The organism is Bacillus sp. AFS037270 (assembly GCF_002585305.1).
In genome coordinates, this window is sequence record NZ_NUNF01000028.1 from 97,132 (window position 1) to 109,911 (window position 12,780).

At 40.8% G+C, this 12,780-nt stretch carries 17 protein-coding genes; 11 read left to right on the plus strand and 6 right to left on the minus strand.

What is annotated here, in order from left to right; all coding sequences use genetic code 11:
• Positions 1-229: 229 nt before the first annotated feature.
• A complete protein-coding gene (locus tag COD92_RS14320) occupies positions 230-541 on the minus strand; it encodes an MGMT family protein (RefSeq protein WP_098527829.1) in 312 nt (103 codons plus the stop codon).
• Between the two features lie 648 nt (positions 542-1,189).
• On the opposite strand from COD92_RS14320, the gene spoIIID reads away from it, so the two are divergent.
• The 5 genes from spoIIID to COD92_RS14345 all read left to right on the plus strand — a co-directional run bounded on the left by spoIIID (position 1,190) and on the right by COD92_RS14345 (position 4,239).
• Entirely contained in the window at positions 1,190-1,462 is a 273-nt protein-coding gene (spoIIID, locus tag COD92_RS14325; protein WP_040207082.1) for a sporulation transcriptional regulator SpoIIID, read from the plus strand.
• 265 nt (positions 1,463-1,727) lie between these two features.
• A complete protein-coding gene (mreB, locus tag COD92_RS14330) occupies positions 1,728-2,729 on the plus strand; it encodes a rod shape-determining protein (protein ID WP_098527830.1) in 1,002 nt (333 codons plus the stop codon).
• A gap of 260 nt (positions 2,730-2,989) precedes the next feature.
• Complete coding sequence (locus COD92_RS14335) at positions 2,990-3,292, plus strand: DNA-directed RNA polymerase subunit beta (RefSeq protein WP_098996423.1); 303 nt, start codon at positions 2,990-2,992, stop codon at positions 3,290-3,292.
• A gap of 74 nt (positions 3,293-3,366) precedes the next feature.
• Entirely contained in the window at positions 3,367-3,801 is a 435-nt protein-coding gene (gene fabZ, locus COD92_RS14340) for a 3-hydroxyacyl-ACP dehydratase FabZ (RefSeq protein WP_098527832.1), read from the plus strand.
• A 105-nt stretch (positions 3,802-3,906) separates the two neighbouring features.
• Positions 3,907-4,239, plus strand: a complete 333-nt coding sequence (locus COD92_RS14345) for a hypothetical protein (RefSeq protein WP_098527833.1) — start codon at positions 3,907-3,909, stop codon at positions 4,237-4,239.
• Between the two features lie 32 nt (positions 4,240-4,271).
• Here the strand turns inward: COD92_RS14345 and COD92_RS14350 are convergent, their stop codons facing one another.
• Together COD92_RS14350 and COD92_RS14355 are read right to left on the minus strand one after the other, a co-directional pair.
• Positions 4,272-4,532 (minus strand): hypothetical protein, encoded by a 261-nt coding sequence (locus COD92_RS14350; protein ID WP_098527834.1) that lies wholly within the window; start codon positions 4,530-4,532, stop codon positions 4,272-4,274.
• A 93-nt stretch (positions 4,533-4,625) separates the two neighbouring features.
• The gene (locus COD92_RS14355; protein ID WP_098527835.1) at positions 4,626-5,057 is read right to left on the minus strand and encodes a YwpF family protein; all 432 of its coding nucleotides are present in this window, start codon (positions 5,055-5,057) and stop codon (positions 4,626-4,628) included.
• Between the two features lie 245 nt (positions 5,058-5,302).
• Between COD92_RS14355 and ssb the strand changes: the two genes are divergently transcribed.
• The gene (gene ssb, locus COD92_RS14360; protein ID WP_098527836.1) at positions 5,303-5,677 is read left to right on the plus strand and encodes a single-stranded DNA-binding protein; all 375 of its coding nucleotides are present in this window, start codon (positions 5,303-5,305) and stop codon (positions 5,675-5,677) included.
• Positions 5,664-5,888, plus strand: a complete 225-nt coding sequence (locus tag COD92_RS14365; protein ID WP_098527837.1) for a hypothetical protein — start codon at positions 5,664-5,666, stop codon at positions 5,886-5,888. Before ssb ends, COD92_RS14365 begins: the two co-directional genes overlap by 14 nt.
• Positions 5,889-6,150: 262 nt before the next feature.
• Here the strand turns inward: COD92_RS14365 and COD92_RS14370 are convergent, their stop codons facing one another.
• On the minus strand, positions 6,151-6,564 hold the full coding sequence (locus COD92_RS14370; RefSeq protein WP_098527838.1) for a helix-turn-helix domain-containing protein: 414 nt from the start codon (positions 6,562-6,564) through the stop codon (positions 6,151-6,153).
• Between the two features lie 217 nt (positions 6,565-6,781).
• On the opposite strand from COD92_RS14370, the gene COD92_RS14375 reads away from it, so the two are divergent.
• Both COD92_RS14375 and COD92_RS14380 read left to right on the plus strand, forming a co-directional pair.
• Positions 6,782-7,213, plus strand: coding sequence for a hypothetical protein (locus COD92_RS14375; protein ID WP_098996424.1), 432 nt, complete (start codon positions 6,782-6,784; stop codon positions 7,211-7,213).
• Between the two features lie 201 nt (positions 7,214-7,414).
• The gene (locus COD92_RS14380; RefSeq protein ID WP_098527840.1) at positions 7,415-8,581 is read left to right on the plus strand and encodes a 3D domain-containing protein; all 1,167 of its coding nucleotides are present in this window, start codon (positions 7,415-7,417) and stop codon (positions 8,579-8,581) included.
• 191 nt (positions 8,582-8,772) lie between these two features.
• Here the strand turns inward: COD92_RS14380 and COD92_RS31590 are convergent, their stop codons facing one another.
• Both COD92_RS31590 and COD92_RS14390 read right to left on the minus strand, forming a co-directional pair.
• On the minus strand, positions 8,773-8,991 hold the full coding sequence (locus COD92_RS31590) for a spore germination protein (protein WP_141561108.1): 219 nt from the start codon (positions 8,989-8,991) through the stop codon (positions 8,773-8,775).
• Between the two features lie 253 nt (positions 8,992-9,244).
• Positions 9,245-10,249 carry a peptidoglycan recognition protein family protein gene (locus COD92_RS14390; protein WP_098996425.1) on the minus strand — a complete coding sequence of 335 codons (1,005 nt, stop codon included), beginning with the start codon at positions 10,247-10,249 and terminating at the stop codon, positions 9,245-9,247.
• Between the two features lie 519 nt (positions 10,250-10,768).
• On the opposite strand from COD92_RS14390, the gene COD92_RS14395 reads away from it, so the two are divergent.
• Both COD92_RS14395 and deoD read left to right on the plus strand, forming a co-directional pair.
• The gene (locus tag COD92_RS14395) at positions 10,769-11,935 is read left to right on the plus strand and encodes an MFS transporter (protein ID WP_098527843.1); all 1,167 of its coding nucleotides are present in this window, start codon (positions 10,769-10,771) and stop codon (positions 11,933-11,935) included.
• A gap of 50 nt (positions 11,936-11,985) precedes the next feature.
• Positions 11,986-12,690 (plus strand): purine-nucleoside phosphorylase, encoded by a 705-nt coding sequence (gene deoD, locus COD92_RS14400; protein WP_098527866.1) that lies wholly within the window; start codon positions 11,986-11,988, stop codon positions 12,688-12,690.
• The last annotated feature ends 90 nt before the right edge of the window (positions 12,691-12,780 follow it).

Below are 12,780 nucleotides of genomic sequence, written 5' to 3' on the forward strand. Positions count from 1 at the left end.
CCTAGTAAAACATCCATAACGTTATGAATGTTAGCACCAGGCTGATCAGCCCGTCTATGATACATTTTTGCAGTAAAAAAAGCCTTGGGGCTCAAGGCTTTCACGAGATTTGGACTTTTTTTCTGTGATGTTACTTTTTTGGAATGTAGTTCTTTGGATTCGGCCGCGCGGGGGGTTCTGAGAAATTCCTCCTATGTTTGATAGGGTCTGTTGGAAGAGCAGATCTTCTCTATTCCTCTGGGTTAAATTGATATTTTTTCAAATCAATGATGCCATTCAGGCCAATTTTAACACCTTCACTTTCGAGGGAGAAAAGCTGCTCATGGTAAGATTCGTCTTCTGAGAGGGCGATCTTGCCTTGGCTGTTGATAACACGGTGCCAGGGAAGCTCATATTTCCTGCTCATGGAGTGAAGGACACGAACAACCTGGCGGGCGGCACGGGGGCTTCCAGCGAGCGCGGCGATTTGGCCATAAGTCATGACCTTGCCCTCCGGGATGCTGCGAATAATTTTTATGACATTTTCCGTAAATGGGGTCATGAAGTGAGTTCCTTTCCAAGTGATTATTAAAGGGAGAATAATTTGTGATAGGACCATTATATAATATTTTGAACAGGCAAGTAGAGTCTTCCCGGGGCTGGACGAGCGGAGAAATTTAAATTTTTTCAAGCTCTCCTTCGCAAAAATTGATAAACAAATTGCATTAAAATAACATTTTTTTAAAAAAATCCTTCGACAAAATTCCTCACAAGTCATTAAGCCATTCTAATTTTGAATAGGGGAGAAACCCTTGGGAGACGTGGGTTTCCGGCGAGTGTCGAAAAAAATGAAATTGTCCTATTTTCAAAAAATTTCCTGACCCGCCTTGTCCCGATTGTCTATTTTGTGCATAAACCCTTATCCAAGCTAATAAAATGGTTACAAACCTTTACAAAGAGAGTGTTTGAGGTGAGGAGTCGTTTGAAGATAGCGGGTATTTAGCCGGGGACATGATTATTCATTGTATTGACAGAAGGTAACCACTTTCTGCCGTGTGGAACAAATATGCAACCAGTGTCCGCCTAGCGTGGATAATGTCTTTTTGTGGTGCCTGTCACCATTAATACTACACACGGAAGTAGAATTCGTCGAAGTGATAAGCGGGTCTCATTTCACACTTCTCACATCCAAATTAGGGAGGGCGAGAGTGTGCACGATTACATCAAAGAGAGAACTATCAAGATTGGAAAGTATATCGTGGAGACGAGGAAAACGGTTCGCGTCATTGCGAAGGAGTTTGGCGTATCCAAAAGTACGGTCCATAAGGATTTGACAGAAAGACTTCCTGAGATTAATCCAGATTTGGCAAATGAGGTAAAGGAAATTCTAGATTACCATAAATCAATTCGTCACCTCAGGGGTGGAGAGGCGACAAAAATGAAATATCAGAAAGAAGAAAAGGAAGGCGAGGCTGTAAAGTAAGTTTAAGCCACTTTCCAAAGGAACCTCATTTAACTGGACCTTCCATTGAAACCTAAAAAAGGTGAAACAAGCAATCTGATCCCAGATTGCTCTTTTCATGCAAACAGTTCGATTTTTTTATCCAGAACTCCTAAACTTCAACAAAAATCCTTCAAAAAGACATTATAATTACATTAAATTGTTATGGAAAACTTAAGGAATATGGTACAATTGTCAATTAGGGAAAGTATCTGGATTTTTGTTTCCAAGGAGGAAAGAAAAGAGAATGTTTGCAAGGGATATTGGGATTGACTTAGGAACGGCCAACGTGCTAATTCACGTAAAAGGCCGTGGAATTGTACTGAATGAACCTTCCGTCGTGGCGATTGATAAAAATACAAATAGGGTTTTAGCTGTAGGTGAAGAAGCACGCCGCATGGTCGGCCGTACACCTGGAAACATCGTGGCGATCCGACCGCTTAAAGATGGCGTAATCGCTGACTTTGATGTGACAGAAGCGATGCTAAAGCACTTTATAAATAAATTGAACGTAAAAGGCTTTTTATCGAAGCCTCGCATCCTAATCTGCTGTCCAACGAACATCACTAGCGTTGAGCAAAAGGCGATCAGGGAAGCTGCTGAAAAAAGCGGCGGTAAAAAGATTTACTTGGAAGAAGAGCCAAAGGTGGCGGCAATCGGTGCCGGAATGGACATCTTCCAGCCAAGCGGTAACATGGTAGTAGATATCGGAGGAGGAACAACAGATGTGGCCGTACTTTCAATGGGCGATATCGTGACTTCTTCCTCCATCAAAATGGCCGGCGATAAGTTCGACATGGAGATCCTCAATCACATCAAGCGCGAGTATAAGCTATTGATCGGGGAGCGCACGGCTGAAAATATTAAAATTAACATCGGTACCGTTTTCCCAGGTTCCCGCAAAGAGGAAATGGAAATTCGCGGCCGTGATATGGTGAGCGGACTGCCTCGCACCATTACCGTTTATTCTGAAGAAATCGAAGGCGCATTGCGTGAATCAGTGGCTGTTATCGTTCAAGCAGCAAAAAGTGTACTTGAGCGTACCCCGCCAGAACTTTCTGCGGATATTATTGACCGCGGAGTGATTCTAACCGGAGGCGGTGCATTGCTGCACGGCATCGACATGCTCCTTGCTGAAGAACTTAAGGTACCGGTATTGGTTGCCGAAAACCCGATGGATTGCGTAGCAATCGGCACAGGCATCATGCTTGATAACATTGACCGTATTCCAAACCGCAAACTAGGATAAACATCACCAACAAAAGTCTAATGAACCAGGCTGGACAAGCCTCACGTCATTGGGCTTTTTTATTTGGGAGCATGGGGACGGTTCTTGCGCTTCCAAAGAAGCATGGGAACCGTCCCCATGCTCCTCATGCTCCTTCCAGAAAAAAAATAATGAGTATTTCGGAATAATTTTTTATAATAGAGATATTAAACCGGTTATAATATGTATTAACTCGCCAAATTCGTGGAAAGCGCGGAATTTGGTTAAAGGGGAATTAATGAATGACAGGAAATAATGGGCAAGTCAGAACGAGAGAAGAACATAAAAAGGCAAAAGAAGAGGTACTGCAAACAACCAAAGTGGTGGAAAAGACAGATTCCGCACCAGCGCCTCAAGCCAATAAACGAGTTCGGATTCGTTTGATTCCGATCTGGCTTCGTCTTGTTCTTTTAGTAGTTAGTGTATTTATCTGTGTGACAGCGGGAGCAGCGGTTGGATATGGTATGCTTGGCGGCGGAGATGTGGGAGATGTATTTAAAGGATCAACATGGACACATATAATTGATTTAGTCGATAAGAAATAACCAGGAAGGGAGCAATTGCCCTTCCTATTTCTATATAGTAGAATGGAATCAGTTACTAGGAGGAGGTACTAAATATGTTGGATATCGAACAAATTAAAGAAATCATCCCGCACCGCTACCCATTTTTACTTGTCGACCGTATCTTGGAAGTGGAAGAAGGCAAGAGAGCGGTCGGTATAAAGAATGTGTCTGCTAATGAAGAGTTTTTTAACGGTCACTTCCCAGATTATCCTGTTATGCCTGGCGTACTCATCGTTGAGGCACTTGCACAGGTCGGGGCTGTCGCGATGTTAAAAAAAGAAGAGAACCGAGGCCGCTTAGCCTTTTTTGCAGGAATTGACAATTGCCGTTTTAAAAAGCAAGTCAAACCTGGTGATCAGCTTCGCCTGGAAGTGGAAATGACTCGTTTGCGCGGCCCTATCGGCAGGGGTAAAGCAGTTGCGACGGTTGACGGCGAGATTGCTTGTGAAGCAGAAATCACGTTTGCACTTGGAGAAAAAAAGGAATAGTTTACAACAGCGGCTGGGGGGATCTCAGTCGTTTTTTTGGGATAAAAATAATCAAATGGAGGGTACCCTAAGAAGGCAAATCAATTTACGAAAGGGGACCTTACCTTGAAGAAAAAGCTTTTTCAATTACTCATTGGTTCTATCTTGTCAGGGGTGGTTTTAGTCGGCTGTAACAACAATGATGATGATAAAAATGCGCCAATCACCGATAACAAAGTTAGGAATAATATCCAAAATCCTGCGGATAACAACCTAAGGGATGACAACAACGATAATCTGATCGATAACAATAATATCGACGACGATGATGTAAACGACTATAAAAATGATACAAACACCGACACTGATAAAGACCCTGCGAAAGATCTGAACACGAAGCCAGAAGAAATCATTGAGGATGACATTGATCGAAATGACAGAGACAACATAGATCGATAAAAAAAGGACAGGCGTGCTGCCTGTCCTTTTCCTCAAGAAAATCCGTTGACCATTAATGCCGCAGCTAAAGCAATCAGGACAATAATCACAACATAAACAAGAATCGCTAGTATCGTAATGATCCATCCTGCTACCTTACGGCCTGTTTTAATAAAATAAATCCCCAACGCAATCGGACCGAAAATAAAACCTAAAATGGCCCACAACCAGCGGCTCTTGTTATGCTTAGGTGCATCAATAAATAAAAAAATGGCAAATGCTAAACTAATAAGAAACCCAATTAAACTCTCCAAAAAAACTCCCCCTTTGTCATTTAAGTATCGCCTAAAAATACCCAAAAAGGCAACAAAAAATTCACAAATAAAAAAACCAGCTTGGGCTGGTTTTTAAGGATTCTTCACTTTAATTTTTGGTTTACTTTGCATTTTTTCCTTGAATTCTTTAAGCAGTTCCGGTCCTTTGAACCCCTTTTCAATCAGGCTGTCTAGCAATAGCTCAGAATAATCACTCTTATTCCGGCGCAACTGGCCTTGAAACAGGACGCTTATATGTTTTTCGAATTTAATCAGCGAGCAAATCTTGGTTTGAAAATAGGCAGGGGCGTTCTCTTTCTTGGTGATAACCGCTTCAATGATGATATCACGGTCCTCCTCGGAGATTTTTTTAAAATAATCATAGAGGGACAGGTCTGTATAAGCTTCAAGCAGCCAGGTGGAGTGTTCGTCTTCTTTGTTCAAAATTAAGCCATCCACTAATGGGATTTCCACTGAATTTCCATCATCCACTACATCCAATGAGTATAATTTAAAAGATTTCATCGCTACCTCCTATATCATTTTTCCTAATTATAACATATGTCGTGAGAAAGCAAATGTCGAAAAGTTTTTGTCGAAACTTGGTTAATCTTGGTTAACAGGGAAAAACGGGTAGATGAATGACGAAAACAGGGAGGATAAATTGAAATTCATGACAAAAACAGTCCTGATAATTGACTTATCGCCATTTTACACCAGTGTAACAAAAGCGCTATGATAAAGCCATCAAATGGTGAAGGAGTGAAAGCATGATCAATCAAGTCACACTTGTCGGCCGGTTAACCCGAGATCCAGAATTAAGAAAGACGACGGATGGAACGGCTGTGGCGCAAATTACGCTTGCTGTGAATCGCCCGTTTCGTAATCATAATGGCGAGTTTGAGACGGACTTTGTTCAGTGTACAATCTGGCGGAGGGCGGCAGAAAACACCTGCCAATACTGTCGAAAAGGAGCGGTGGTAGGAATTACCGGCAGACTGCAATCGCGCAATTACGATAATAAGGAGGGGAAAAGGGTATATGTCACGGAAGTAGTGGCGGAAACCATCCGTTTCCTAAGTGCCAAGCCGCACGATGTGGTACCGGAACCAAAAAAGGAGGAGACAGCCGTTGGGATTTCATGAGGACGACCTTAACAATCTAGAGCAGCTGCTTGAGAGTTTAATTAAGATGGTTGGTAAGGCCAATAAAAATGTGGACAGCCTGCAAGTCCGGGTCCGTCAGTTAGAATGTCTGATTCGGGAACAGCAGTATATCATCAAGGAACGAGACCCCCTAGTAATCTACCCAAGGCATCATCACCATTCTCCTGAAAAATTTTCATTACATCTTTGACCTACAATTGATTGAAATTTACCCTTTGGGGCTCGTGTAACAGCGAGTTTAAAATATAAATTCATTTTCCCTTAGTATAAAGAATCAACCATTTCCCCGATGTATCCCCATTTTTCCGGCATCTTTTATGATGCCGATTTTTTTATAATTTTTCTGAATAATAAAATGTATAGAATTCAGCGGTCAGGGCAAACTAGTTGAAAAACCCCCCTGTTTTTTTAAAAAAAAAGCCGCTGAACTTGTATCAGCGGCTTTTTTAGTGTTACATTTTGTCTTTATGCTTCTTATTTACTTTTATAAACGTAGTAATGGCGTCGGAATAGAAACCTTTGCGTTTAGGGTGCATGAGGTGGAGCTCGAGAAGTGCCTTTTTTAAATCAGGCTCATCCTGCAAAAGCTGAAGAATCATGCCAACATCCGGATCCTCGAGTTTTTCCTTTAACACAAACCCAGGCGCCTCTACATTTGGCAGGAGCTGATTGAGTTCATCTACTAGATACTCTTTTTCCACCTTATAGATTTCCGCAAATCGTATGACTGTTTGGTAGTTGGGAATCGCTTTACCTGTTTCGTAACGACTAATCGTTGATCGGTGCATTTTCATCATGTCTGCCAGTGTTTCATGCGACCAGTTTTGTTTATCACGCAGTTCCCTTAATTTTTCAGATAAAGCCATCTCTTTCACCGCTGTAAAAACAATTCATGTTTTTAACTTAACGGTTTAATAGTTTGAAAAACTGTGATGTGAACGTTGTGCACATTTATTAACGTGGAAATCATGAACAAATGGGGAAATTTGATGTTTTTTGAAAGGGGGACTGCAGGAATAAAGGATATTATTGTCGAATAATAAAAGCTGGTGTAAATAATTGTCATTACTGGGGGTTTTGTGTTTGGAGAATAATAGCAAATTGATGTTTATTGGGGAAATTATTAATAACCAAGAAATACGGATTACGAGGAAACCGAGCATTTACGATGTATTCTTATTATCAGAAAAGTCATTCTCAACCTTCCCATCATCTATGAACCTTTCCTATCAATCAGTCCCACTAGAAGAACAAGCAAATATTTCGATCCATATTAATTGTTACCATATCATACTCTCCTACCAGCACAATTCCTTGCAAATAGCAGAAAGCAGCAAAATTCTTACGGAAGAAGAAGTTATAGAAGTATTCACCAACTTTATTGTAAAGAAAGGGGACAGGAGTACCTATTTAGGGACCTCACCCTATTGCAAAAAACGGCCGCGAAAAAAGAAAAAAGAGCGCATCCTTGCCGTAGAAAAGAAATTAGAAGCAAGCCGGTGCCTGTCACCGTAAATGGTATTTTCACTGTATTTAACTATATTAAACTATTGAATTTGATAATATACCCACGTTGCCCAAAAGTTGACACTGTTATGCCACAGATTAGACAACTTTTATAGAAATAAGACAAATTGTGATACACTTTTATTCTTTCTGTAACATGACTGTTACATTAGTCTGGTATAAATATAGTAACTAAGGAGGGAGAAGCGTATGCCAACGACAAAAAAGCGTATAATTCTCGTGTTACTTACAACTATGTTATGTGTATCAGGTTCAATGGTTACATATGCACAAACAAACACTGAAGCGCTACATAACGCCGAAGCCCAGCTGGAGCAGAAGCAACAAGTAGTAGAACAAAAAGTACAAGAACAACAAACGGTTAATAAAGAAATAGAAAATATTCAAGCAGAATTAACATCCCTTGCCGATGAAATTGCTAAGAACAGAGATGCAATGGCAAAGACACAGGAAAAAATCGATGCAACCAATAAGTTAATCGAAGAGAAAAAGGCAGAAATTGTTGTGATTGAGGATAAAATGCTTGCTCGGGAAGATGTGATGAAAAAGCGGGCAGTAGCAATGCAGCAAAACAGCAATGTCAATTTAATGATTAACATATTCTTTGAATCTAACAGTATCACAGATTTTATCCAGCGTGCTAGTGCAGCATCAGAATTAATTGATGCAGACAAAGATATTTTGACAGCGCAGCAAGAGGATCTAAAACAAATCGAAGAAGATAAAGCCGTAATTGACCGTCAAGAGAAGGTTTTAGAAGAAGATCAGAAAGCGCTTGCAGACCAACAGGCCCAGCTTGATCAAAATATACAAAAAAGACAACAATCTTTAACCGTTATGCAACAGAAATTCGCGCAAATTTCTCAGCAGGTAGCAGTAGCTCAGCAGGAAAAAGCGGGAATTGAGTCACAAATGAAGAACCTTCAAGCAGCGATCCAACAAGAGCAGGCACAGGCACAAGCTCGTGCGGCCGCAGCTGCTGCCGCAGCAAAATCAAGCGCAGCAACAGCTAGACCGGCGGCGGCTCCAGTAAAAAATAGCGGAGCTTCACAAGGTGTTGCGCAAGGTAAAGAAATATATGTGACGGCAACTGCGTATACTCCCGATTGTGCGGGCTGCTCAGGACGTACAGCTACGGGTCTTAATGTTAAAGCGAATCCAAATATGAAAGTAATTGCGGTAGACCCAAGAATTATTCCTCTTGGAAGCAGAGTTTGGGTAGAAGGCTATGGCCAAGCGATTGCTGGTGACACAGGTGGTGCCATTAAGGGCCACAGAATCGATATTTTAATGCCAACAAAAGCACAAGCCTTGGCTTTTGGAAGAAAAACCGTAAAAGTCATCATCTTAAATTAGTTTGTGAAAGAGCTAGTTTCCTAGAACCTAGCTTACTAGCTGAAGCTTAAAAATTTATTAATAATATTTCAATACCCGGAGACCTAACAAATAAAACTGTTAGGTCTCTTTTTTACGGGAGAAATGGTGCCTGTCACCATTATTGGTGTGTGCACTGGATTTATGGTAATATTCACCGAGTTTCATATGGATTAGTTTTGCTCACTGTCACTTTCCTTAGGAAGCGTGGTTTGGTTACCTTTATTGATGATTTTAGAGACAATCGTGCCGTTATCACCAATATTTATATTGCTGCCAATGATGGTAGAGTTGGCTGTATGGCTATTTTGATAGGTGGGCCCATAATTAATGTTGGCATTATTAGAAAGATTGTCCACGATAAAATTAGTGATATTGATGAAGAATTTCATATTTTTTCACCGTCCTAATTCATCTTATTGCCTGCTCACCACAATGATTGTCCAAATACCTAAAAGAAGAATGGTAAGACCTATTTAATTTTTGTAAAAAACGAAGTAAGAACTACTTGGTTGTGATTGACCCGACAAAATGGACCTATGTATCAAATGCCTATAGAAATAAAATAACTAAAGACCTGCGGCTTCAGCAGGTCTTTTCTCTATCTATCAGCCTTCCAACAAGCTGACAGTATATAATTCCTCCCTAAAACATAACCGACCAGGTTTTAGGACCGACAATTCCATCCGCTGCTAAACCATGGCTCTTTTGATAAGCCTTTACGGCTGCTTCAGTTTTAGGACCGAAAATCCCATCTGGGGCTACTCCAACTCTTTTTTGAATCAGTTTTATATTCACGGCATCGTTTGAGCCCCTTTTAATGAGGTGACCTGGAAAAGGACGGTTTGCCGCCGCAGTCCCCGCTGCTTCAAGTTTGGCCTTCGTCTTCGGACCGATAATTCCATCGACAGCAAGCCCATGCTTTGCTTGAAACGATCTTACTGCAGCCTCTGTTTCTTTTCCGAAATCACCGTCTGCCCCATATTTCGGGAGCTTTTCCCCAGCTTTGATCAGGTACTGTTGCAGTTTTTTTACATCAGGCCCATTATCGCCTAAGTTTAACAGATTGGGGCTTGAAGTGGTTCTTGATGTGGCTTTCGATGTGGTTCTCGATGTGGATGATGGTACTTCCGTATGTGCAGCGGCAACAAGGGTAGGATGAAGGGTATCATAATTGATTGCCCGGCTAACAAACTCGTCTCTGTTGATCGATGTTCCAGGGCACGTCTTACTAGCATGCTCGCGGTGGAACATAATTTTAGCCCCGCAGGCAGTCACAAGATAATGCTGCAATTTTAACATTGAATTCAGCTGGGCGCCTTCTAGTACATCATGGCCGATATCAAAGTTACCTAACATCTCGGTCATAAATGCCCCTTCATTGTAGCCTGCGATACCTGCAGGTGTTTCATTAAAAGGTCTGCCAGTGACAAATAAACCATCTGGCATGAGTGTGACATGTTGTCCAATGTCATCCCAACCACGCGTGTTAACATGGTAATTCCTCATAGATTGTTGTAATTGGAGATGGTTCTTGCCGTTAAAATCATTATGACTAGGTTCCCAAGTGTGATGTACCTGAGTATATTTGTACTTCCTGCCCTTTAACCTTTGAATAACTTGGTCAACCGTGAGAATTTCAAATGCCATTTGTTTTCCACTCCTTTAATCAACATATGTTAAACTATGCAATTTTGAGTGGGCGGTGCATGGCTACCTGGCAACCACAGGAGAATGCTTGGTCAAATGGGCAAAAAAAATCCAGCCGACGAGCAGCTGGATCCAAAAAATATATTAAAAGGGGGTCATTTATGAAAAAGAGGTAAAATCAATTTCATAGGTTTATCTTACACCCCATAGATGAACAAACTATGAACAAATCATTAAGCTTATATAAAAATATTAGAAGGATGCGCGAATTGGTTCAGGAGAAGGAATTTAGCCAGCAACTTGGTTAATGAAAAATAGTATTGATTCTTACTGCATTGACTGCTTGAAGTGACACCTAAGATTGTAACTATAACTTTATTTTATCAACAACGGACCGGCTGCACTCAGCTGGTTTTTCTTTTTAGATATAGAAAAAAAGTTCTTGCATTAAGAATATAATAGAGGTTACTATTGTGGTAGTAACCAATTGATAATTTCGTGAAAGGTAGGTTTGGTTAGTTGAATTTTAGAGTATATATTTTAGCCATTGTGTCTTTTGTAGTAGGGATGGCGGAATTAATTGTCGGCGGAATTTTAGACATTGTTTCGAGCGGGCTAGGCGTTTCTGTTAGTAAAGCCGGTGAACTAATCACCATCTATTCACTTGTTTTTGCGATTTCGTCTCCGGTCCTGTTAACGTTAACCGCTAAGGTGGAAAGGAAACGATTAGCGCTTATCACATTAAGCCTGTTTTTTGTGGGGAATCTTGTGGCCTTTTTAAGTCCCAACTTTCTTGTGCTTTTCCTATCAAGGATGATCTCAGCTGCATGTGGATCATTATTAGTTGTCCTATGTGTAACCATTGGATCTAGTATTGTCAAAGAGGAATATCGTGCACGAGCGATTGGGATCATCTTTATGGGAATCAGCGGTTCCTTAGTATTAGGGGTACCGGCGGGACTTATCGTAGGGAATCACTTCGGCTGGCGTTCACCATTCCTGTTCATTGCGATCCTTACACTTATTTCGATGATTGGGGTTTATTTCTTTCTGGGAAAAATTGAACCCAAACCGGTTATCTCGCTTGGCAAGCAATTAAAGACTTTAAAAAATTCAAAGATTTTGTTTGCTCAATTAACATCTGTCTTGTTTTTAACGGGCCATTTAACACTGTATGCTTATCTGACGCCATTTCTAAAATCTACCTTACATTTAGATGCTGCATGGGTTAGTTTTTTTTATTTTATCTTTGGTATTTCTGCTGTCTTTGGCGGTGGTCTGGGCGGCTTTATGGCAGACAAGTGGGGTTCGAAGAAAAGTATATTGACCATTGTGGTGATCTTTTGCCTTGTTATGTTTATCCTGCCAAAAGTAACTTTTTCTATCATTCTGTTTGTGATTGTGATGATGGTGTGGAGTATGTTAAGCTGGGCGATTACACCGGCGCAACAAAACTATTTAATTGAGACCTCACCGGAAACATCTGACATTCAACAAAGTTTAAATAATTCAGCTTTACATGTTGGAATTGCTCTAGGATCCATTATTGGCGGTATGGTGATTAATCATTATTCCGTTCTATATAATGCCTCTATTGGCGGGATTTTTGTCTTCTTCGCCTTACTATGTGCCATTTTTTCAATTACACGAGGAAATGTGAGAAATAGAGAGGCTCAACAAATATAAAGGAGGTGAACATGATTACAGGGTCATACTATCTCTGTAATCATGAGCAAATGAGTGTTCATATTAATGCAAAACAAGGTGAAATTGCCGAAAGTATTCTATTACCTGGAGATCCTTTGCGTGCGAAGTATATCGCTGAGACTTTTTTAGAAGAAGTCAATTGCTACAATGAGGTTCGGGGTATGCTTGGATTTACAGGAACGTATAAGGGGAAAAGAGTTTCCGTTCAGGGAACAGGGATGGGGATTCCTTCTATTTCAATTTATGTAAATGAATTAATCCGCGATTACGGTGTAAAGAACTTAATTCGGGTCGGTTCCTGTGGTGCCATCCAAAAGGATATCCATGTACGTGATGTCATTCTTGCCATGACTTCATCTACTGACTCAAATATTAACCGCCTAAATTTTGCGGGGATTGATTATGCACCATGTGCTGATTTTAACTTGTTAAAAAGAGCTTTTGAAAATGGCATTCAAATGGGAATGGATATTAAGGCAGGCAATGTGTTATCGGCTGACATGTTTTACCGTGACAGCATGGAGATCGTGAAGAAGTTAGGTGATTATGGGGTATTAGCTGTAGAGATGGAAACAACAGCTTTGTACACCTTAGCTGCCAAGTATGGAGCTTCGGCACTATCAATTCTCACTGTCAGCGATCATATTTTTACCGGGGAAGATACCACAGCTGAAGAGCGGCAAACAACCTTTAATGATATGGTCGTTATTGCTCTTGAAACCCTTACTAAATAAATGATGGTAAAAGGCAGGGGAATCTCCCTCTGCCTTTCTTATAAGATAAGAGAGTATAAAATTTGCTCTGAAAATTGTCCAGCTCCAGCG

Excerpts from the sequence above, each read along its gene's own strand:
- COD92_RS14320 (WP_098527829.1), bottom strand. The coding sequence starts at position 541 with ATGACCCCATTTACGGAAAATGTCATAAAAATTATTCGCAGCATCCCG.
- mreB (WP_098527830.1), top strand. The coding sequence starts at position 1,728 with ATGTTTGCAAGGGATATTGGGATTGACTTAGGAACGGCCAACGTGCTA.
- COD92_RS14335 (WP_098996423.1), top strand. The coding sequence starts at position 2,990 with ATGACAGGAAATAATGGGCAAGTCAGAACGAGAGAAGAACATAAAAAG.
- fabZ (WP_098527832.1), top strand. The coding sequence starts at position 3,367 with ATGTTGGATATCGAACAAATTAAAGAAATCATCCCGCACCGCTACCCA.
- COD92_RS14355 (WP_098527835.1), bottom strand. The coding sequence starts at position 5,057 with ATGAAATCTTTTAAATTATACTCATTGGATGTAGTGGATGATGGAAAT.
- ssb (WP_098527836.1), top strand. The coding sequence starts at position 5,303 with ATGATCAATCAAGTCACACTTGTCGGCCGGTTAACCCGAGATCCAGAA.
- COD92_RS14370 (WP_098527838.1), bottom strand. The coding sequence starts at position 6,564 with ATGGCTTTATCTGAAAAATTAAGGGAACTGCGTGATAAACAAAACTGG.
- COD92_RS14380 (WP_098527840.1), top strand. The coding sequence starts at position 7,415 with ATGCCAACGACAAAAAAGCGTATAATTCTCGTGTTACTTACAACTATG.
- COD92_RS31590 (WP_141561108.1), bottom strand. The coding sequence starts at position 8,991 with ATGAAATTCTTCATCAATATCACTAATTTTATCGTGGACAATCTTTCT.
- COD92_RS14390 (WP_098996425.1), bottom strand. The coding sequence starts at position 10,249 with ATGGCATTTGAAATTCTCACGGTTGACCAAGTTATTCAAAGGTTAAAG.
- deoD (WP_098527866.1), top strand. The coding sequence starts at position 11,986 with ATGAGTGTTCATATTAATGCAAAACAAGGTGAAATTGCCGAAAGTATT.